Annotated in this window: 18 protein-coding genes and 1 riboswitch; of the genes, 7 read left to right on the forward strand and 11 right to left on the reverse strand. The window is 69.4% G+C overall.

Annotated features, from left to right (window positions below; translation table 11 throughout):
* Positions 1-9: 9 nt before the first annotated feature.
* On the reverse strand, positions 10-2,451 hold the full coding sequence (gene pcrA / locus ACFWDI_RS14900; protein ID WP_385304017.1) for a DNA helicase PcrA: 2,442 nt from the start codon (positions 2,449-2,451) through the stop codon (positions 10-12).
* 322 nt (positions 2,452-2,773) lie between these two features.
* Positions 2,774-2,938, forward strand: a riboswitch (cyclic di-AMP (ydaO/yuaA leader).
* Positions 2,939-2,940: 2 nt separating this feature from the next.
* Here pcrA and ACFWDI_RS14905 point away from each other — a divergent pair.
* The gene (locus ACFWDI_RS14905; protein ID WP_385304019.1) at positions 2,941-4,140 is read left to right on the forward strand and encodes an NlpC/P60 family protein; all 1,200 of its coding nucleotides are present in this window, start codon (positions 2,941-2,943) and stop codon (positions 4,138-4,140) included.
* Between the two features lie 175 nt (positions 4,141-4,315).
* On the opposite strand, the gene ACFWDI_RS14910 is transcribed toward ACFWDI_RS14905, so the two are convergent.
* Positions 4,316-4,669, reverse strand: a complete 354-nt coding sequence (locus tag ACFWDI_RS14910) for a hypothetical protein (protein ID WP_385304020.1) — start codon at positions 4,667-4,669, stop codon at positions 4,316-4,318.
* Positions 4,670-5,002: 333 nt separating this feature from the next.
* Here ACFWDI_RS14910 and ACFWDI_RS14915 point away from each other — a divergent pair, with 333 nt between their 5' ends.
* Both ACFWDI_RS14915 and ACFWDI_RS14920 read left to right on the forward strand, forming a co-directional pair.
* The gene (locus ACFWDI_RS14915) at positions 5,003-6,073 is read left to right on the forward strand and encodes an NlpC/P60 family protein (RefSeq protein WP_385304021.1); all 1,071 of its coding nucleotides are present in this window, start codon (positions 5,003-5,005) and stop codon (positions 6,071-6,073) included.
* A 119-nt stretch (positions 6,074-6,192) separates the two neighbouring features.
* The gene (locus ACFWDI_RS14920) at positions 6,193-6,948 is read left to right on the forward strand and encodes a GNAT family N-acetyltransferase (protein WP_385304024.1); all 756 of its coding nucleotides are present in this window, start codon (positions 6,193-6,195) and stop codon (positions 6,946-6,948) included.
* 147 nt (positions 6,949-7,095) lie between these two features.
* Here the strand turns inward: ACFWDI_RS14920 and ACFWDI_RS14925 are convergent, their stop codons facing one another.
* From ACFWDI_RS14925 to ACFWDI_RS14935, 3 genes are all read right to left on the reverse strand, one after another.
* Entirely contained in the window at positions 7,096-8,310 is a 1,215-nt protein-coding gene (locus ACFWDI_RS14925; protein WP_385304026.1) for an alpha/beta hydrolase, read from the reverse strand.
* Positions 8,311-8,407: 97 nt separating this feature from the next.
* Positions 8,408-9,103 (reverse strand): LuxR C-terminal-related transcriptional regulator, encoded by a 696-nt coding sequence (locus ACFWDI_RS14930; RefSeq protein WP_385304029.1) that lies wholly within the window; start codon positions 9,101-9,103, stop codon positions 8,408-8,410.
* On the reverse strand, positions 9,100-10,401 hold the full coding sequence (locus ACFWDI_RS14935) for a PspC domain-containing protein (RefSeq protein ID WP_385304032.1): 1,302 nt from the start codon (positions 10,399-10,401) through the stop codon (positions 9,100-9,102). Before ACFWDI_RS14935 ends, ACFWDI_RS14930 begins: the two co-directional genes overlap by 4 nt.
* 140 nt (positions 10,402-10,541) lie before the next feature.
* Between ACFWDI_RS14935 and ACFWDI_RS14940 the strand changes: the two genes are divergently transcribed.
* Positions 10,542-11,861, forward strand: coding sequence for a PspC domain-containing protein (locus ACFWDI_RS14940; protein ID WP_385304033.1), 1,320 nt, complete (start codon positions 10,542-10,544; stop codon positions 11,859-11,861).
* 168 nt (positions 11,862-12,029) lie between these two features.
* Here ACFWDI_RS14940 and ACFWDI_RS14945 read toward each other — a convergent pair whose 3' ends face one another.
* The 3 genes from ACFWDI_RS14945 to ACFWDI_RS14955 all read right to left on the reverse strand — a co-directional run bounded on the left by ACFWDI_RS14945 (position 12,030) and on the right by ACFWDI_RS14955 (position 14,830).
* Complete coding sequence (locus ACFWDI_RS14945; protein WP_385304036.1) at positions 12,030-12,557, reverse strand: DoxX family protein; 528 nt, start codon at positions 12,555-12,557, stop codon at positions 12,030-12,032.
* A gap of 105 nt (positions 12,558-12,662) precedes the next feature.
* On the reverse strand, positions 12,663-13,835 hold the full coding sequence (locus ACFWDI_RS14950) for a hypothetical protein (protein ID WP_385304038.1): 1,173 nt from the start codon (positions 13,833-13,835) through the stop codon (positions 12,663-12,665).
* A gap of 206 nt (positions 13,836-14,041) precedes the next feature.
* Positions 14,042-14,830 carry a class II aldolase/adducin family protein gene (locus tag ACFWDI_RS14955; protein ID WP_385304040.1) on the reverse strand — a complete coding sequence of 263 codons (789 nt, stop codon included), beginning with the start codon at positions 14,828-14,830 and terminating at the stop codon, positions 14,042-14,044.
* Between the two features lie 78 nt (positions 14,831-14,908).
* Here ACFWDI_RS14955 and ACFWDI_RS14960 point away from each other — a divergent pair, with 78 nt between their 5' ends.
* Positions 14,909-15,358: a cupin domain-containing protein gene (locus ACFWDI_RS14960; protein ID WP_385304042.1), complete on the forward strand. Its 450-nt coding sequence runs from the start codon at positions 14,909-14,911 to the stop codon at positions 15,356-15,358.
* Here the strand turns inward: ACFWDI_RS14960 and ACFWDI_RS14965 are convergent.
* Positions 15,355-15,939: a Uma2 family endonuclease gene (locus ACFWDI_RS14965; RefSeq protein ID WP_385304045.1), complete on the reverse strand. Its 585-nt coding sequence runs from the start codon at positions 15,937-15,939 to the stop codon at positions 15,355-15,357. The genes ACFWDI_RS14960 and ACFWDI_RS14965 overlap by 4 nt on opposite strands.
* A gap of 114 nt (positions 15,940-16,053) precedes the next feature.
* Positions 16,054-17,649 carry a glutamine-hydrolyzing GMP synthase gene (guaA, locus tag ACFWDI_RS14970; RefSeq protein WP_385304047.1) on the reverse strand — a complete coding sequence of 532 codons (1,596 nt, stop codon included), beginning with the start codon at positions 17,647-17,649 and terminating at the stop codon, positions 16,054-16,056.
* Between the two features lie 309 nt (positions 17,650-17,958).
* Here guaA and ACFWDI_RS14975 point away from each other — a divergent pair, with 309 nt between their 5' ends.
* Positions 17,959-18,240 carry a chorismate mutase gene (locus ACFWDI_RS14975; protein WP_385304049.1) on the forward strand — a complete coding sequence of 94 codons (282 nt, stop codon included), beginning with the start codon at positions 17,959-17,961 and terminating at the stop codon, positions 18,238-18,240.
* Positions 18,241-18,740: 500 nt separating this feature from the next.
* Here the strand turns inward: ACFWDI_RS14975 and ACFWDI_RS14980 are convergent, their stop codons facing one another.
* Positions 18,741-19,136 carry a hypothetical protein gene (locus ACFWDI_RS14980; protein ID WP_385304052.1) on the reverse strand — a complete coding sequence of 132 codons (396 nt, stop codon included), beginning with the start codon at positions 19,134-19,136 and terminating at the stop codon, positions 18,741-18,743.
* A gap of 346 nt (positions 19,137-19,482) precedes the next feature.
* Between ACFWDI_RS14980 and ACFWDI_RS14985 the strand changes: the two genes are divergently transcribed.
* Positions 19,483-20,451 (forward strand): LPXTG cell wall anchor domain-containing protein, encoded by a 969-nt coding sequence (locus ACFWDI_RS14985; RefSeq protein ID WP_385304054.1) that lies wholly within the window; start codon positions 19,483-19,485, stop codon positions 20,449-20,451.
* Positions 20,452-20,463 lie beyond the last annotated feature (12 nt).

Genomic DNA, 20,463 nt, shown 5'->3' on the forward strand with positions numbered 1-20,463 from the left:
CGAAGCCCGCTACAGCTTCTCGACCGGCGCGTAACGCAGCAGCAGCCGCTTCGGCTTGGTGTCCCCGAAATCGATCGTCGCCTGTGCGTCCGCCCCCAACCCCGTCACCTCCACCACGGTCCCCAGACCGAACTGGTCGTGCGTGACCCTGTCGCCGACGACCAGCGCGATCACCGGCTTGTCGCTCGTACGCCGCGTGGCGAATCCCGAAGCACCGCCGCCCGACCGTGAGCGCGACGACGACAGCGACGAGGCGATGCCGGACGTCGGACCGGCGGGCGCGGCCATCGGGCCCGTCCGCTTCCACTCCAGGTGGCGGCCCGGGATCTCCTCCAGGAACCGCGACGGCGGGTTGTACGAGGGCTGACCCCACGCGCTGCGCATCGACGACCGCGTCAGATAGAGGCGCTCGCGGGCGCGCGTGATGCCGACGTACGCCAGCCGTCGCTCCTCCTCCAGCTCCTTCGCCTGGCCGAGGGCACGCATATGCGGGAAAACGCCGTCCTCCATGCCGGTCAGGAACACCACAGGGAATTCCAGGCCCTTGGCGGTGTGCAGCGTCATCAGCGTGATGACACCGGATCCGTCCGCGTCCTCGTCCGGGATCTGGTCGGAGTCGGCGACGAGCGCCACCTTCTCCAAGAACTCGGCGAGCGTGCCCGCGCCGTCCTCCTCGCCGCGCTCCTGCTCGAACTCGAGCGCCACGGCGGCCAGTTCCTGAAGGTTCTCGATACGGGTCTCGTCCTGCGGGTCGGTGGACGCCTGCAGCTCGGCGAGATATCCGGTCCGCTCGAGGACGGCCTCCAGCACCACCGCCGGACCCGCGCCCGAGTCGACGACGGTACGCAGCTCCTCCATGAGCACGTTGAAGCGCTTCACGGCGTTGGCGGAGCGGGCCGCCATGCCGTACGCCTCGTCCACGCGGCGCAGCGCCTGCGGGAAAGTGATCTTCTCGCGCAGCGCGAGCGCGTCGATCATCGCCTCCGCGCGGTCGCCGATACCCCGTTTGGGGACATTGAGGATCCGGCGCAACGGGACATTGTCCTCGGGGTTGGCGAGGACCCGCAGATAGGCGAGGACGTCCCGGACCTCCTTGCGCTCGTAGAAGCGCACTCCGCCGACGACCTTGTACGGCAGCCCGACCCGGATGAAGATCTCTTCGAAGACACGGGACTGGGCGTTCGTACGGTAGAAGACGGCGACGTCGCCGGCCTTCGCGTCGCCCGCGTCCGTCAGCCGGTCGATCTCGTCGGCAACGAACTGCGCCTCGTCGTGCTCGGTGTCCGCGACATAGCCCGTGATCTGCGCGCCGGCGCCGGCGTTGGTCCAGAGGTTCTTGGGCCGGCGGCTTTCGTTCCGCTCGATGACGGCGTTGGCGGCGGAGAGGATCGTCTGCGTCGAGCGGTAGTTCTGCTCGAGCAGGATCGTCGTCGCGTCCGGGTAGTCCTCCTCGAACTGGAGGATGTTACGGATGGTCGCGCCGCGGAAGGCGTAGATCGACTGATCGGCGTCGCCGACCACGCAGAGCTCGGCCGGCGGCAGGTCCTCGTAGCCCGTCCCCACCAGCTCGCGTACGAGCGTGTACTGAGCGTGATTGGTGTCCTGGTACTCGTCCACCAGGACGTGCCGGAAGCGCCGCTGGTAGTGCTCGGCGACGTCCGGGAAGGCCTGGAGGAGGTGGACGGTGGTCATGATGATGTCGTCGAAGTCCAGGGCATTGGCCTCGCGCAGCCTCGCCTGGTACATGCGGTAGGCCTCGGCGAGCGTCTTCTCGAAACCGTCGACGGCCTGGTCGGCGAAGGTCTCCTCGTCGATCAGCTCGTTCTTCAGGTTCGAGATCTTCGCGCTGAAGGACTTCGGCGGGAACTTCTTGGGGTCGAGGTCCAGATCGCGGCAGACCAGTGCCATCAGTCGCTTGGAGTCGGCGGCGTCGTAGATCGAGAACGACGAGGTGAAGCCGAGCTTCTTGGACTCCCGGCGCAGGATGCGGACGCACGCGCTGTGGAAGGTCATGACCCACATGGCGTTGGCGCGCGGCCCGACGAGCTGCTCGACGCGTTCCTTCATCTCGCCGGCGGCCTTGTTGGTGAAGGTGATCGCCAGTATCTGGCCGGGGTGCACGCTGCGGGTCCCCAGCAGATGCGCGATCCGGTGGGTCAGCACCCGGGTCTTGCCGGACCCGGCGCCGGCCACGATGAGCAGCGGCGACCCGGTGTGCACAACGGCGGCACGCTGCTGCTCGTTCAGCCCCTCGAGCAGGGCGGCGGGGTCCACGACGGTGCGCGGGGCGCCGTCGCGGTAGTACGGGTCCCGGGCCGGAGGCACGTCGAATGCACCCTGGAAGAGATCGTCCGGGATCTCTTCCGGGGCCGAGTCCTCGGGCGGTGGCGGGTGCTGCTCCGCGCTGGGCTGGAGGTCCGCCAGGAAGCTGTCGTCAAAGAGGCTGCTCATCGCTCTACGAGTCTAGGCCGCCGCACTGACAGCCCGCGGCCGCATTGCGATACGACTCCGACAGCGGATCCGGCGCGACTCGGGCAGCGACTCGGGCAGCGACTCGGGCGACGAGACCGACGAGGAGCCCGACGACGCTGCGCGATCGGGCCGCTCCGCTGCGCTGTCGGGCGGCGTCGGCCCGTGAGCGACTCCTCACTCAGCCGCGAAGGTCACGAAAATGTATCGGACATATCGAACATCAACCTTCACAGCAACCACACGAGTTGGCTAGCGTGCTCGATCAGGCGGCCCGTACCCCCCTGGCGACTCGCGCCGAATCGGGCGGCCTGCGCCGAATTCGAGCTCTCTTCACGGGAGTTCGGAACCGGGGACCCACCATGCACAACCTGGGGTGAATCGGACCGTTCCCCCCTCGGTCCGTAGGGCGACCTTCCGTTCCGCCCGAACCCGACAGCTAACCCGGTAGGCGGTCCACGGAAGAAGGAGATGCCGGCCTTGGCGTCGCATCGCAAACCGCGTACCCGTACCGGAATTGCCGGAATGGCAGGACTACGCACCAACTCCCCCGCCGTCGGGTTCACGACGGCTGCCCTCGCCTCCGTCACCCTGCTGTCCACGCAGAGCGCCAACGCCGCGCCCACCGAGCCGAAGCCCTCCGTCGAGGAGGTGCAGAAGAAGGTCGACGACCTGTACCGGCAGGCCGGCACCGCGACCGAGAAGTACAACAAGGCCAAGGAATCCACCGATGAGAAGCGGCGCGAGGTCGACCAGTTGCTCGACGACGCCGCGAAGCGCACGGACAAGCTGAACGAGTCCCGGCGCACGCTCGGCAACTACGCGGCCGCGCAGTACCGCACGGGCGCGGTCACCCCGACCGCCGCCCTGCTGCTCGCGGACAGCCCGCAGGCGTACTTCGACCAGACACAGCTGATGGACCGGATGACCGACCGTCAGCGCACCGTCATCGACGACTACGAGACCCAGCGGGCCGCAGCCGCCAAGCAGCGAGCGGAGGCGACGAAGAGCCTCGAGTCGCTCACGGACTCCCAGAAGGCGCTGCGCACCAGCAAGCAGGAAGTCCAGGCGAAGCTGAGCGAGGCGCGTTCGCTGCTGTCGAAGCTGACCGCCGAGGAGAAGGCGCGGCTCGCGGCGATCGAGCGCGAGAAGGAGGAAGTGGCGCGTCGCAAGGCCGAGGCCAAGGCCAAGGAGGAGGCGAAGGCCCGCGCCGACGCGGAGGCGGAGCGCAGGCGCCGGGAGCAGGCGCAGCAGCCGGGCGGCGACACCGGCACGGGCACAGGTACGGGCACAGGCACCGGCTCCAGCGGCGGTGCGTACGCGGCCAAGGCCGACAAGGTCCTCTCGTTCGCCCGCTCGCAGATGGGCAAGCCGTACGTCTGGGGCGCCACGGGCCCGAGCTCGTACGACTGCTCGGGACTGACCCAGGCCGCCTGGAAGGCGGCCGGCGTGGATCTGCCGCGCACCACCTGGGACCAGGTGAAGGTCGGCACGCGGATCGCGACAAAGGATCTGCTCCCGGGCGACCTGGTCTTCTTCTACGACGACATCAGCCACGTCGGCATCTACATCGGCGACGGCAAGATGATCCACGCGCCCAAGCCCGGCGCGAACGTCCGCGAGGAGTCGATCTACTACATGCCGATCTACGGCAGCGTGCGTCCGGCATAGCGGAACAACCGGCACAGCGGAACAAGTGGAACGCCCGGACCCGACCGCGCCCGGGCGTTCCCAGCACGGAAGGCCACGTACGGAAGGCCACGGACGGCAGACCACGTACGGCAGACCACGTACGGAAGACGTGCCACGTACGGAGAACGCCGCTCTCACATCGGGAGCGGCGTTCTCACGTCCAGAGCGTGGCGATGAAGATGTTCGCGACCGTCAGTCCGCCCACCGCCCCGAACAGCCCCTTCTCCACCTTCTCCTCGTCCCGCTTCACATACACCAGGCCCAGGATCACGATCAGCACCGCCAGCTTGATGCCGATCTTGAGGTTGTTCACCGCCTGGTCGTCCGCCTGGTTGAGGCCCACCAGCACCACGCCTGTGACCAGCATCGTCAGCGCGCCGTGCAGCATCGCCGGAATGAAGCGTGCCTCTCCCGCGCCTATCGCCTTCATCTGAGTGAGGAAGCCGCCGAGCAGCGACGCGATGCCGATGATGTGCAGGGCGACGAAGACATTGATGAGTACGTCCATGAGGCGGAGCCTAACCGCCCCCATACCACCGCTCTCCGGGCAGGTGGGCCTCGTTCGCCTCATCGGTCACTCCGGTACGGAAATGCGGTCCGGCACCATGGGCAGGGCTCTCACAAGGCGCACCCTCATGTCCACCTTTGGCCAACATCGGTCCTTACGCCTCTTTCCCGTGACCCCCAGGTTTAGCGTCCTCCCTCAGGTGACCGACTCCCCACCGCCGCCGAGTTCCCGGGCGGCCGTCAGTCACCACCGCCGAGAGATCCGGCGGCGGGCCGCTCCCCCTGTGCGGTCCGTCGTCGGACTCCGACTCGGACCGGCAGGGAACGGAAGGACGTGGACGCCCTCGTGGCAGCGCACCGGAAACCCAAGCAGCATCCGCTCACCGGGCCCGCCGCCCGCACCGCCGCCACTCTCGCGCTCGCCGGCGCAGCGACCGCCACCGCATTCGAAGGCGCCGGGCACGCCGAGCCCCGCCTCAGCCCCGCACAGATCAAGGCCAAGGTCGACAAGCTGTACCAGCAGGCGGAGGCCGCCACCGAGAAGTACAACGCGGCCAAGGAGCAGACCGCCAGGGCGCGCGAGTCACTGGACGCGCTGCGCGACGAGGCCGGGCGCAGGACCGAGCGGCTCAACACCTCGCGGAACGCGCTCGGTTCGATCGCCACCGCCCAGTACCGCGCCGGCGGTATCGACCCCGGCCTGCAGCTCGCGCTCACTTCCGACCCCGACCAGTATCTGGAGCGCGCCGCGCTCGCCGAGCGAGTCGGCGAGCGGCACGCGGACGCGATCACCGGCGTACACCAACAGCTGGTGGAGATCGCACGGTTGAAGGCGCGGGCCGACGAGCGGATGAGAGCTCTCGAGGCCCGGCAGACCGAGTTGGCGAAGCACAAGTCCACCGTCCGGGAGAAGCTCGCCGCCGCCGAGCGTCTGCTGACCCGGATGACCGCCGAGCAGCGCGCGGCGTACAACTCCGCGTACGGCGGTACGGGTGGAGCGACGGATGCCCGCGCCGACCGCTCCGCCGTCCCGCGCGGCTCGCTCCGGGCCCCCAATTCCCGTGCCGCGCAAGCCGTCGCGTACGCGTACGGAGCACTCGGCAAGCCCTACGTATGGGGTGCGACGGGCCCGGGCTCGTACGACTGCTCCGGTCTCACACAGGCCGCCTGGCGCTCCGCCGGCGTCTCGCTGCCCCGCACCACCTACACCCAGATCAACACCGGCGAACGCGTGTCCCTCTCTCAACTCGCCCCTGGCGACCTGGTGTTCTTCTACTCAGGCATCTCCCATGTCGGCCTCTACATCGGCGGCGGCCAGATGATCCACGCACCCCGTCCGGGCGCCCCCGTCCGCGTCGCGCCCATCGACCAGATGCCCTTCGCGGGTGCCGCCCGCCCCGTGTAGCCGCCGCAGAGCCCGCGCCGCCGGAGGGACCGCGAACCGCTCGCAAACCGGTTGCCGGCCGCGTACGGAAGTGACACCATCCCCGGCGTCCCAAGATCCCGATCGCGGCAGGAGCCCCCGTGGACGTCGACGTCCAGAACTACGTACGCACGCTCACGCTCCGCTCGCCCGATCACGTCCGCGTCGGCCCCTTCACCGTGCGCTACAACCCCAACTGGGCGATCCCACCGGCCAATTACGCCATCCCCGACCATGGCGCGGAGCCGACCACCGAAGAGGTCAACGCTCTGATCGCCGTCTTCCACGAGCGCGACCGGCAGCCACGCCTGGAGTTCCTGCCGTCGTGCGCGCCCGAGGTCGAGCCCGCTCTGCTCACGGCCGGCTTCACGGTCGAGCGCCGCGCACCACTGCTGGCCTGCACGCCCGAATCCCTCATAACCCCGGCGCCGGTCGACGGAGTCACCCTCACCGAGCCCTCCGACGAGGCCGGGTACACCGCCGCGGCGGGCGTGCAGCATCTCGCGTACGGCGAATCGGGGGACCCGACCGACGGCGAAATCGCCTGGCTGCGCGGGGCCAACGAGGGCGGCGGAGTCGCCGGCCTCGCCAGGGACGACAAGGACGGCACACCGGTCGCCGCGGGCGGCTGCTCCGTCCCGGCCGACGGACTGAGCGAGCTGTGCGGCCTGGCGGTCGCCTCCTCGCACCGCCGCCGCGGCATCGGCGCGGCCCTGTCCGCGTATCTGACGGCCGCCGCCTTCGATCGGGGCTGCCGCATCGTCTGGCTGGAGCCGGGCGACGCGGACATCGAGCGGATCTACGCGGGGATCGGCTACCGGCGGGTCGGCGACAAGACCGATATGTCACTCCAGTAGGTCACCGCTGTCACTCCAGTAGGTCACCGCTGTCACTCCGGCGCGGTCACCGCTCTCACCGTCAGCAGGCCACCGCTGTCACTCCGGCGGGTCACCGCTCCCACGTCAGCAGGCCAAACCGCTGTCATTCCCCACAGGCCACCGCTGTCACTCCAGCAGGCCGCCACCGGCTGCCGCCTGGCCGTTGTCGGGCGCCTGACCGTCCTGGGCTTCATGGGACACCCCGCCAACGCTGGGCCCTCCGCCGCCCCGAGGCGCCCCGGCGTCCACGCCGCCCCGGTGCAGCAGCTGCATCTGCCGCGTCAGCCACTCGAACGCGTAAGGCAGCTCCCTGCTCCACACCACCGGCAGATGCCCGCCCCACGTCTGCCGTACATCCACCTGCGTCGGCGGCTTGGCCACACGCCTCAGCGCGAGCCCCGGCTCATAGCCGTCCGCGCCCTCGCCCATCGCCAGCAGCGACACACGCGGCGGCTTCTTCGCCGACTTCAGGATGTTCAGGACGTCGTTCTCGTGCCGCAGCTTCGGGTCCGCGCCCGTCAGCGAGCCGCGCTCGACGGCCGGGTCGTTGTACCCGGAGAAACTGACGGCGGCGCTGAAGCGGTCGGGGTGGGCCAGGGCCAGTTTGGCGGCGCCGTGCCCGCCTGCCGAGTAGCCGGCGATGGCCCAGTTCTCCGGGTTCGGGGAGACCCGGAAGTTGTCGGTGACCACCTTGCGTACGTCGACGGTCAGCCAGCTGTCCGCGTTGACCTCGCCCGGTATGTTCGCGTACCCGGCGTCGGACTTGCCGAGCAGCATGGTCCGCGGCGAGACCAGGATGAAGGGCGCGACCTTGCCCGACTCGATCAGCGGCTGGACCTTGTTCTGGAACTTCAGTGCCTTGAACCAGCTCTTCGACGTACCGGGGAAGCCGGAGAGCACCTCGACGGCCGGGAACTTCTTGTTGCGGTACGCGGGATCGTTGTACTGCGGAGGCAGCCAGACGTACACCTCGCCCGACACTCCCGATATGGAGCCCTTGAGCGAGGTGCGCAGCAAGCCGCTGCCGAGCTGAGGGTCGTCGACCTTCTCGAACTTCAGCGGAACCTTGGGCAGCGAGGAGATCTGCCTGCCGCCGGTGCCGCTCGGTCCGAGGTCGATCGCCGAGTCGACATGGTCGGTCGTGCCGAGCAGATCGTCCCAGCTGTCGTAGAGACCGTTGGCGTTGTTCACTGCCACGAAGACCACGAGCACGGCGGTGGCCTGTGCGAAGAGCACCATGAACAACCGCCCGGCGCCCCGCACCACAGCGGGACCGCGCAGCCGGCTCCACAGCAGCAGCGGCAGCAGGACGGCGATCACGACCAGGACGATCGTGATCAAGAAGAAGGTGTGCCCCGTCAAATTCATCACGCAAAACAAGAGGTGAACTCGGCGCAACTGGTTGCCCGCCTATGTACCAGTTACCTCACAACGGAGACTAGACGAGACGTCGGGCGGTCGCCCATCGGGTCAGTTCGTGCCGATTCGAGAGCTGAAGCTTCCTCAGGACCGCCGACACATGCGACTCCACCGTCTTCACCGAGATGAACAGCTGCTTCGCGATTTCCTTGTACGCGTAACCCCGCGCGATCAGCCGCAGGACTTCCCGTTCCCGCTGAGTGAGCCGATCGAGGTCCTCGTCCACCGGCGGTGCGTCCGTCGAGGCGAACGCGTCGAGCACGAAGCCCGCGAGCCGCGGCGAGAAGACCGCGTCGCCCTCCTGCACCCGGAAGATCGAGTCGACCAGATCCGTGCCCGTGATCGTCTTGGTGACATAGCCGCGGGCTCCGCCCCGGATCACCCCGATCACATCCTCGGCCGCGTCGGACACGGACAGCGCCAGGAACCGTACGGGATGCTCCGCGGCCGCCATCAGCGAGGCGCAGCGGCGCAGCACCTCCACCCCGCCGCCGCCCGGCAGATGCACATCCAGCAGGACGACCTCGGGACGGGTCGCCGTGATCACGGTGAGTGCCTGGTCGACGTCGGCGGCCTCGCCGACCACCTCGACGCCGGTGCGGTCGGTCTGGCCGATCTCGGCCTGCACTCCGGTACGGAACATCCGGTGGTCGTCGACGAGCACGACCCGTACACGCCGCTCGGTGGTCTCTCCAGCAGCCTCGGTCTCGGTCATTCGCCCGCCCTCTCCATCTCCAGCTCGACCTCGGTGCCCCCGTCGGGAACCGAGCGCAGTCGCGCCGTTCCGCCGTGGCGCTGCATCCGGCCGATGATCGATTCTCTTACGCCCATCCGGTCCTGGGGCACCGAATCCGGATCGAATCCCGGTCCCCTGTCCCGTACGGACACGAAGACCGTACGGCCCTCGACCTCCGCGTAGACCTGGACAGCGCCCCCCTCGCCACCGTACTTGGCCGCATTGACCATCGCCTCACGCGCGGCCTGCATCTGTGCGGACAGTTTCTCGTCGAGCGGGCAGTCGCCGACTACCACGACCTCCAGCGGGACCCCGTGCTTGTCCTCCACCTCGGCGGCGGCCTTCTTCACCGCCTCGGCGAGCGTGTCCGGCTCCTCGTCCTCGTCCTTGCCCGTCCCCTCCGGCTTGTAGAGCCAGTTCCGCAGCTCGCGCTCCTGAGCGCGGGCGAGGCGGCGCACTTCGCCGCCGTCGTCGGCGTTCCGCTGTATCAGGGTGAGGGTGTGCAGTACGGAGTCATGGACGTGGGCTGCAACTTCGGCACGCTCCTGGGCCCGGATGCGCATGGTCCGTTCCTCCGAGAGGTCCTGCGTCATCCGTACCAGCCACGGCCCCGCGAGTAGAGCGACACCGGCGATGACGGCGATCGCGGCGGTCAGTACGTTGCCGAGCTGGGCCGCCGAGCCGCGGACCACCATGAAGACGGTCAGGCCCATGCCGACCAGCGCCACACCGGCGAGCGCCCGGCCCAGCTGCAGCAGCCGACGGCGCCGGCTGTCCGTCGACAGTGTGGCCCAGCGGGCGCGGCGGGCGTTGTCCGCCTGGCGCCACACCAGCACCACACCGGCGCCGATCAGCAGTATCGGCCAGACATAGCGGTTGGCGCTGCTGCCCATCTCGACATTGCCGGCGAAGACCGCGGCGCCGACCAGCAGCGCGACCATCGCGAAGAGCTGGCCCTTGTCGGGCTTGCGCAGCCGCCGCCGGCCGTCGGGCGTGGTCTCGAAGACGGAGCGCGGCTCTGCGGTCCTGCCGCCGACGCCGAGGGGTACGACGATCCAGAAGACGGCGTACAGCAGCACACCGAGGCCGTCGGCCATGAAGAGGCCGAGGAAGACGAGTCGTACCCAGATGACCGGCAGTCCCAGATGACCGGCCAGCCCACGCGCCACGCCGCCGAGCATCCGGCCGTCGGCGCTGCGGTACAGCTTGCGCATCGGCTGCTCCTCCGGCACGGGGGCGCGGGAGGGACCGGCGGGTCGGGGCGAGGCGACTGGCATGCCCCGATCGTCACATGTAAGGACAGGCCGCGGTATCAGGGTCGTCCCTTAAACCGACCCTGAAAGCCGGGTGCGATATCAGGGAAGGGCCAGGGTCGGCGCGGGTGCCATCACAGCGCGGCGCCCGTCACCATGTACGTATGACTCAGCCGACCCCACCACCGGCGGCGCCGCACGACGCGCAGCCGGAGGCGCAGCCCGCTCCGGCGCCGCCCGAGGTGCAGCAGTTGCGCCGCACGCCCCGCCAGAAAGTCGTGGCCGGTGTCTGCGGCGGGCTCGGCCGGTACTGCGACATCGACCCGGTGATATTCCGGATCGTCATCGGTGTGCTCTCCGTGACCGGCGGCATCGGCCTGATCTTCTACGGCTTCGCCTGGCTGCTGATCCCGTTCGAGGACGAGGAGGAGAACGAGGCGCGCCGGCTGCTGTCCGGCCGGGTCGACGGCGCTTCCCTCACCGCCGTACTCCTCGCTCTCATCGGCTGCGGGGTGTTCCTCTCCATGCTGAGCAACGGCGGGACGCTCGCTTTCGCCGCGCTGCTTTCCCTCGCGGTCGCGGGCGCCGCCGTGTGGTCGCAGCGCCGCCGTCTCACCGCGCCCGACGGTGTACCGCTGGATGCGGCGACGGCGCATGCGGTGGCCGAGGCGCCGCCCGAGACGAAGGCGCCGCCCGTGACCGACAGGCCCTCGTGGTGGCGCGACCCGATCGTCAAGGACGGCACGACGGGGCTGGTGCCGACCGGCTATCTGTGGGGTCCGGAGAGCGCGGTGGCGGAAACCGGGGCGCCGCGCCTGCGCCGGCCGAACGCGGCTCCCGCGTATGTGCGCGGGCCGCGCGGAATCGGCGGCACCGTCTTCCTTCTCGCGCTCCTCGCGGGCGGGCTCGGCACCGGGACCAGCTGGGACAGCCAACCGCTGGGCACGAGCCTGCAGATCGGGCTCGTCTGCGCGCTGGCGGTATTCGGGATGGGTCTGCTGGTCAGCTCGCTGCTCGGCCGAACCGGCTTCGGAACGATCATGCTGACGGTGATCACGGCGGCACTGCTGGCGGGAGCCGCGGCGCTGCCCAAGGACATCACCACCGAGTGGACACGTACGCAGTGGAAGCCGGCCTCGGTCGCCGCCGTCCAGCCGAGCTACGAGCTCGGCTCGGGAGTCGCGACGCTCGACCTGTCCTCTCTCGCCGTCCCCGCGGGTCGGACGGTGTCGACGAGGGCCGAGGTCGCGGCGGGTCAGCTCAAGGTGGTGGTACCGAAGAACGCGACGGTGAAGCTGTGGGCTCAGGCGGGCCTCGGCGATATCCGTCTGCCCGACGACGCGGCGAACGACATCGACGTCTCACCCGATCAGGAACGGCGGCAGACGCTGCCCCCGCCCGCCGGCGCGAAGCCGACCGGCACACTGGATCTGGATCTCGAAGTGGGCATCGGACAGGTGGAGGTGACCCGTGCCGCGTCGTGAACTCCGGCACGATTTCCGGCCGGGCAAGCTGGTCGCGGGTCTCGCCGTGCTGGCCGCAGCGCTGCTGTACGCGGGCGATGCGGCCGGCTCCTGGCAGACACCGTTCTATGTGGTGTTCCCGGTCGTTTTCGGCGGTCTGTTCCTGGCCGGGGCGGTGAGCCTGACGTACTACGGCATCCGGCGCCGCCGTTTGGCCAACAGCGCGTCGAGCGAGAGGAACGGAGCCCCGGCCAGCACCAACGGCAGCCAGGCCATCAGATAGGCGAGGTCGTTGCCGTAGTAGTACGGCTCGGTCTGCCAGCTCACGGTCAGCCACAGGCTCAGCGAGATGAGCGCCCCGCCGAGCGCGGCCAGCCGGGCCAGCAGTCCGACGAGGGTGCCGATGCCGACGGCGAGCTCACCGAAGGCGATGGCGTAGCCGAAACCCTCGGGGTTCTTGAGCGCCAGATCGACAAGGGCGGGCACGGCGGAGGTGTCGCGCACGCTGCGCATGAGGTCGCCGACGGAACCGGCTCCGCTCGCCGCCATGAACTGACTGTCCATGAGCTTGTCGATGCCCGCATAGATGAAGGTCACGCCGAGGAAGATCCGCAGCGGCAGGAGGGCGTAGTGTCCCGCCCGCTCCCGCCAGCCGCCGCGTCCGCCGCCTCCGTCGACCGTGCCGTAGGTCGCTGTCGTCCGATATGTGTGTGTCATCGCTGGTCCCACCTTCGGTTGACCCGTCAACTGACCATACGTACGACGAAGCCGCGCGGCTCACCAGACGTGCGGCTCACTCTGTGACAACAGCCTGCCCGTCGGTCAGTCCGTCACCTCGATGGCGCAGCGGTTGCTCTCCGCTCCCGATGCCGTCACCACCTGCACATCCACCCGCCCGGGCTCGACCTCCGCCGGGACCGGCACGGTGAGCACCGTGTCGGTCGGGTTGGCGAAACCACCGGTGACCGGGATCAGCGGGACATGGACATGGACGGCGCCGATGCGTACGACCATACGGGCGAGCCGGTCGGGGGCCCCGGCGCCCGGCGGTACGAAACCGGCGCCGCGGATCTCGATGTCGTCGCCGGTACGGATCGGGGCGTCCAGGTCCCCGGCCTCACGGGCCCGGACGACCGCGAACACGACGGGCCGGCCTCCTTCCGCGTGCTTCCCGGCGAAGTACGTCATCGCCGAGACCGCGACCAGCAGCGCGAGCCCCCACGGCAGGTCGGGCAGCTGCTCGGGCCGGCGGGCGAGCCGAACCAACGCGAAGATCACCGCGGCGGCGCTCACCAGCACGTACTGCACATCCGCGAAGCTGCCGCGGCCGGCGTCGTCACAGAGCAGATCGGCCGGCCTCGGGCGGTCGGCACGCACCTTCTGCAGCCGCTTGCCGAGGACGCGTACGGCGACCACGCGGCGTACGACGACGGCGATCGCGCACACGAGCGCGAGGACGGAGAGCATGCCTGCGCCGCGGGCCAGGTCGAGCCCTTCGATCAGCGCGTCCCGGTGGGCGGCGGACGAGGCCAACGCCAGCTGGAGGGCCAGCACAAGGACGGCGAAGACTGCGAGCAGCACCCATGCCGTGGCGACCGCGCGCGAGGTCGAGAGGCGGTTGTCCTCGCCGATCAGCGGCGCGAGAAGCCCGCCACGCAACCGGTGCAGCCGTGCCGCGCCGGTCAGCAGCCCACCGACGGTGAGCGCGGCGAGCAACCCTGCCGTACGCGCGCCCGTCCAGCCCGCGCCGATCGCGGTCACCGTCTGCCCCAGCGCCAGGACCGCGAGGCCGGCCCATACGACCAACAGCGTGCGGCACCAGACCAGGTGGAGCCAGGCCTCGCCCGCCTCACGGCTGCGATCGGCGACGGTGCGCGCCGACTGCGTCAGCTCGTCCGACACCCACTGGCGCGAGGCGACCGGCGAGTGCGAGAGAGCGACCGGTAATCCCTGCCCGGTGGCCAGCTCGTCCCGCTTGGCGAGGAAGGCTGCCACTGCCCGCCGATGCCCTTCGCGCGCTCCGTGCGTACATTCGTCGCACTGTCCCGCTTCTTGCACCGCCACGACCGACGCCGCCTTCCCCGCCCCGCACCGACTGAACTTCCCTTTGATTGCTGGGAATTGTGCCGTACGGAAGGGGCGCCTGCCGCGGCGCCCGAGGCCACAGCGGGTGAATCCGCTATTGCCCGGTTGACCACTCCCTATTGCATGAGGTCGGGCTCGGCCCGGCTGATCTGCCGCCACAGGGGCTGGTAGTTGATCCATGCGACCAGATCGGTGCCGAGCTGCTCGCGCGTGGCGACCGCGTCCCGGTGCTCGATCAGCACGGGCTTGCCCGCCGCCCGCGCCGCGAGCTGAACCTGCGCGCAGCGCTCCATGGAGATGAACCACCAGGCTGCCGCGTCCACCGAGTCGCCTACGGTCAGCAGCCCGTGGTTGCGCAGGACGACGGCCTTGTACGCACCGAGGGCATCGGCGATCCGCCGCCCCTCCTCCTCGTCGACGACCACTCCGGTGTACTTGTCGACCAGGGCGTGGTCCTCGTAGAAACCGCAGGCTTCCTGGGTGATCGGCTCGATCAGCTCGCCGAGCGCGGACAGTGCCCGCCCGTGTACGGAGTGGGTGTGCGCGACGGCGACGATCTCGGGCCGGGCGCGGTGCACCTGGGCGTGTACGGCGAACGCGGCCTGGTTGACGTGGTGCCGCCCCACGACGACCTGCCCCTCCTCGTTCACGAGGATCAGATCACCGGCGGCGACATGCGCGAACGGCACGCCGAAGGGATTCACCCAGAAGCAGTCGGTGAACTCCGGGTCCCGTGCGGTGATGTGACCGGACACCCCGTCCTCGTACCCGAAACGCCCGAACAGCCGCAGGGCCCCGGCGAGCCGCTCCTTCCGGTACGCCCGCTCGTCCACGACGGACTCATGCACGGGCGGCATGGCGAACCGCAGCTGCTCGACGGGGATCGGAGCGGGCGTCTCAGTCATGGCTGGGAAGCTACCTTCGGGTACCGCAACTGACCAGAGACTTCACGCGCCTCGCACGGCTTCCACGAGAATGCGCCCATGACCGAACCGACATCCCCGCTGGTCTCTCTCCTCGGCCTCGAGAAGCACATCGAGGGCGGCTGGTTCAAGGAGACCTGGAAGACGGCCGGCTCGACGACACCGCCGGGCTACCCCGACCCGCGCGCGTACGCGACCGGTATCTACTTCCTGCTCCACCCCGGCGAGAGCTCGCGCTGGCACCGCGTACGCTCCGACGAACTCTGGCTCTGGCACCGGGGCGGCCCGCTGAATCTGCACCTCGGCGGCACGGGCAGCGAGCCGGGCGAAGTCACGACCCTGCCCCTGGGTCCCTTGGTCGAATCCGGCGAACAGCCCCAGCTCCTGGTCCCGGCGGGCACCTGGCAGTCGGCGGACCCGGCAGGTGCCGAACCGGTCCTGGTCACCTGCATCGTGGCGCCCGGGTTCCACTTCGACGACTTCGAGCTGGAGAAGTCGGAGAAGGGCTAGAGGTTGTTGATGTCCGCGAGGTCGATGTCGATGTCGAACGGGACGGAGAGCTTGAGCGTGTCCCGGTACGTTCCGGTCGGCGTGTACGCGCGCGTCTCCTTGTCGAGCTCGAAGACATGGACGACTGGATGGTCGTCCACCCCGGCCATCTCGACTCGCCAGAAGTACGGGATGCCTGCGGCGGCGTACTTGTGCGGCTTGGTGTCGTGATCGCGAGATTCGGAGTCCGGGGAGACCACCTCGACCGCGAGCAGCACATCCCTGACCTGGAAGTGTGTCTGACCCCGGTTCCGCACCGACGCGGCGCGTACGACAGAGACGTCCGGCTCCGGACCGTTGCGCTTGTCGATCACCACAGTCATCTCCCGAGCGACCCTCAACTCGGGCGGCACAGTGCGACGCAGGCTGTTCACCAGCAGATCGATCACGATGCTGTGGAAATACCGCTGCGGACTCACGAAAACCAGGCTCCCGTCGATCAACTCCGTGTGCGGCGGGAGGTCGGGCAGCGTCAGCAGGTCGTCCACGGTGTAACCGTCCTGCGGCGGCACCGGCCAGGGGTGCGCGATCTCAGCGGTCATGGTTCCTCCCATGGACGGGATTCTGGGCCGTACGGTCAGCGTACCCAGCCCATACGACAACGCCGCCACTCAAACGAATGAGCGACGGCGTCGGCGTTGACCCTGCAGAGAGGGCTACTCCCACTCGATGGTGCCCGGCGGCTTGGAGGTCACATCCAGCACCACACGGTTCACGTCCGCCACCTCGTTGGTGATACGGGTCGAGATCTTCGCCAGCACGTCGTACGGCATCCGCGTCCAGTCCGCCGTCATCGCGTCCTCGGACGAGACGGGCCGGAGCACGATCGGGTGGCCGTAGGTGCGGCCGTCGCCCTGTACGCCCACGGAGCGCACATCGGCGAGCAGCACCACCGGGCACTGCCAGATGTCACGGTCCAGACCGGCCGCCGTCAGCTCCTCGCGGGCGATCGCGTCCGCCTCGCGCAGCAGGTCGAGGCGGTCCTTGGTGACCTCGCCGACGATACGGATGCCCAGGCCCGGGCCCGGGAAGGGCTGGCGCTGGACGATCTCGTCCGGCAGGCCGAGCTCCTGGCCGACCATCCGGACCTCGTCCTTGAACAGCTTGCGCAGCGGCTCGACGAGCTCGAACTCGAGGTCCTCGGGCAGGCCGCCGACATTGTGGTGGGACTTGATGTTGGCGGTGCCGGTGCCGCCGCCGGACTCGACCACGTCCGGGTAGAGCGTGCCCTGCACGAGGAAGGCGACGTCCTCGCCATGCGCGGCCTCGGCGATGATCTCGGCCTGCGCCTGCTCGAAGACCCGGATGAACTCGCGCCCGATGATCTTGCGCTTCTCCTCGGGGTCGGACACGCCGGCCAGCGCCTTGAGGAACCGCTCCTGCGCGTCGACGACCTTCAGCTGCACGCCGGTCGCCGCGACGAAGTCCTTCTCGACCTGCTCCGTCTCGCCCTTGCGCATCAGGCCGTGGTCGACGTAGACGCAGGTCAGCTGGGATCCGATGGCCTTCTGCACGAGCGCAGCGGCGACCGCGGAGTCCACGCCGCCGGACAGACCGCAGATGGCGCGCTTGGTGCCGACCTGCTCGCGGATCGCCGAGACCTGCTCCTCGATGACATTGCCGGTGGTCCAGTTCGGCTCGATGCCGGCGCCACGGTAGAGGAAGTGCTCCAGGACCTGCTGGCCGTACGTAGAGTGCATCACCTCGGGGTGGTGCTGGACGCCGTACAGCTTCTTCTCGTCGTTCTCGAAGGCCGCGACCGGCACCACGTCCGTGGACGCGGTGACCGTGAAGCCCTCCGGCGCGGCGGAGCAGGCGTCGCCGTGCGACATCCACACCGGCTGCTCGGCCGGGGTGCCCTCGAAGAGCGTCGAGCCGGTCTTGGAGACATGCAGCGGCGTACGGCCGTACTCACGCGCTCCCGTGTTGTCGACGGTCCCGCCGAGCGTCGTGGCCATCAGCTGGAAGCCGTAGCACATGCCGAAGACGGGGACCCCGGCCTCGAAGATCGCGCGGTCGAGGCGCGGGGCGCCTTCCGCGTACACGGAGGACGGGCCGCCGGAGAGGATGATCGCCCTCGGGTTCTTGGCCAGCATCTCGGCCACGGGCATCGTGGACGGGACAATCTCGCTGTAGACCCGGGCCTCACGGACGCGGCGGGCGATGAGCTGTGCGTACTGCGCGCCGAAGTCAACAACGAGGACGACGTCCGGAGCGTTGCTGTCGGGGGCGGCGGAGGGTGCTGCTGGCACGGGTGGCGGCCTTCCGGCGGTGGGAGGGGGTCGGTATTTGTCGATTCTACCGGCGTGGCGGACCCGCTTTTCGTCTCACCATCCGAACCCGGTTTTGGCCGCGGACGGCGGGAGGTCCATACTCCACCCATGCACAAGCAGCTGACCTTCGTCTTTACCTATGGCACCGGCCCGTCCGGCTGCCATGGTCGAGCTGCTTGAGCCACTGACAAGCAACTTCCCAGGCGCCCCGGGCCGACAAGGCCCGGGGCGTTCTGTCATTTCCGGGCCTTGCCGCTCCGGGGCACCGACCCCGACGAGGAGCCCCACATGACCGTCACCACCGACACCGGAGCCCGTACCGACGAGGCCGCTTCCCTCATCGGCGACGCCCGCAGCCGCATCGACACGCTCGACGACCGGATCATCGGGCTGATCCAGGAACGGATGGCCGTCTCGGCCGTCATCCAGGAAGCCCGGATCTCCTCCGGCGGCCGCCGGGTGAGTCTGTCGCGCGAAATGGAGGTTCTCGGCCATTTCCGCGACGCGCTCGGAAAGCCGGGAACGGCGCTCGCGATGACGCTGCTCGAGCTCTGCCGGGGCCGGATCTGAGGCCGTGTCCGAGCCTGCGCAGACATCCGCGCACGGACCTGAGTTCGGGCGCACTCTCACCCGTACGGCGCGTGACTGCACGCGCCGGGGCTTCGTTGGTACCGATATCCGTGCCAGCCAGGGGCGGGTCATGAAGGAAACCACGCGTGGCTCCGCTGGGGCGTGTGACGTACTGCAAGTACGTCGTGGGACCTCGCCCCAGCGCGCGTGACCGGTCGGCAGGGGACAGCAGCCCGGTCACCCCAAGGGCGGTCGGCTCCGGGGACGCCCGGGGCCGACCGCATCCGGTCGAAACGGTTGCGCAGGCCGCAGCCCGTCCAGCACGATGCAGGACAAGCGCGTCCCCACTCTGCGCAGCCATATTGCCAAAGGTCGATACCACTCGTGCGCCCCAAGTGCGCCGGGTCGGCGACCCTCCCCACGCGGCGCTACCCCCCGGCGCCGCACCTCGGCACCGGCGCTGCCCTGACGTCGGTGCTGACCGCCAAGGGCCCCGCGGATCATGCATCCGCGGGGCCCTTGCTTGTCCCGCGCGGGGCTACCTCGTCGCGTTCGGGTCTCCCGGCTTCCAGTTGGCGTCGCTCCACTCCGCCGTCGGCTCGGGGGCCGGCGGCGCGGGTGGTGGGTTGGAGCCGCGGTTGGGATTCTGCGGCACAGCCGACGCCGACGCCTGCCCGCCGCCGCTGCTCCGACCGCCCGGCGCCTTCGTCCTGCGCGGCTTCGCCGTCAGGCCGGGCACGGCCTTCGTCTTGGGGGTAGCGGTCGTATCGCTGCCGGGCGAAAGACTCACGGACGGCGTCGGGAGCGCGGTCGTCGGCGTTGTCGACGGCGATGACGATGACGAAGACGGCGTGGGTGCGGCGCTCCCTGCGCCGTCGCCGCCTGCGCCCGAACACGCGGCTGCGCCCAGGGCCAGTGTCACAAGGCAGACCGCGGCGAAGGCAGCGAAGCCAAAACGTCTCATCGGGACTCTCATCACTGGGTGCTGAAGTTGCCGCGGGACGGCAAGGGAACGGAAGGCACGACGAGTTCGACCCGGGCCAGGAGGAGAAGGTTGCTTGTGACGGCTGTCACATAAAGATTCTGTGAGTCCCAGGGCAACCATTCACCCTGGTCACAGGTCATGCATGCGAAACAACGGCCTCACCCGTGTACCCCCACCTCGGTAGGCCCTCCAGACTCCGTGCCGCGTCATGCGGTACGCCGGACTTCACTGAGGTCTTAATGAAGCTTCGCCGCGCTATGGCCGTCGCTGCAGCGACCGCTGTCATAGCACCCGCCGCGCTCCTGTCGGCTCCGGCCGCGTTCGCGGACCCGTCGCCGACGCCGACCGAGACGGCGAGCACCACCCAGTCGGAGTCGCCGAGCGCCCCGTCGCAGGCGCCGAGCAGCACCCCGGCCACGACGCCGAGCGCGCCGGTCAACACCCCGAGCTCGCCCGCCGCGACGCCGAGCACCCCCGCGAGCTCGGCCGCCGCGACGCCGAGCGCCACCGCGAGCGAGCCGGGCGAGGGCGACGAGGACCCGGACTTCGAGTGCAAGGCGTCCGCGGTCGACGTGAAGCTCGCCGGCTTCCCGAACAAGATCGTCGCGGGCGGCGGCTGGAAGAAGTTCAGCCTGGACGTCAAGAACAACAGCAAGGAGAAGATCGAGAACTTCGGTCTCTTCACCTTCGCCTCGTACGAGGACGACCTGATCGGCGGCGAGCAGGACCGCCTGATCGAGAAGTACGCGCACTTCGAGTACTTCGACAAGTCGTCCGGTGAGTGGAAGGCGGGCGGCAACCTCTCCGGAATGAACAACGGCTTCTACTTCGACGTGATCGACCTCAAGAAGGCCGAGAAGCGCTCGATCAAGCTGCGCGTTCGCATCGACAAGGCGGCCCCTGCGGGCAAGGGCATCGCCCTCGCCGCCGGCGGTTACGACAAGGGCGACGACTGCTTCGAGGACAGCGAGTTCTACGAGTTCGACGTTCTCAAGGCCGGCAGCAACGCGGGCGACGTCGACGACGCCAAGCCGAGCGGTGAGAAGCCGAAGGACGTCAAGCCGCAGGGTGGCTCCAAGGAGATCCCGGTCACCGGCAACCTCGCCGAGACCGGTTCCAGCTCCATGCTGCCGACCGTCGGTATCGCCGGTGGCATCGCCATCGTCGCCGGTGCCGGTGTCGTCTTCGCGATGAAGCGCCGCCGCAGCGGCGACGCCACCGCGTAACACCGGGCCCAC

Origin of the sequence: Streptomyces sp. NPDC060064, from assembly GCF_042736455.1 — a bacterium.
Classification (GTDB): Bacteria; Actinomycetota; Actinomycetes; order Streptomycetales; family Streptomycetaceae; genus Streptomyces.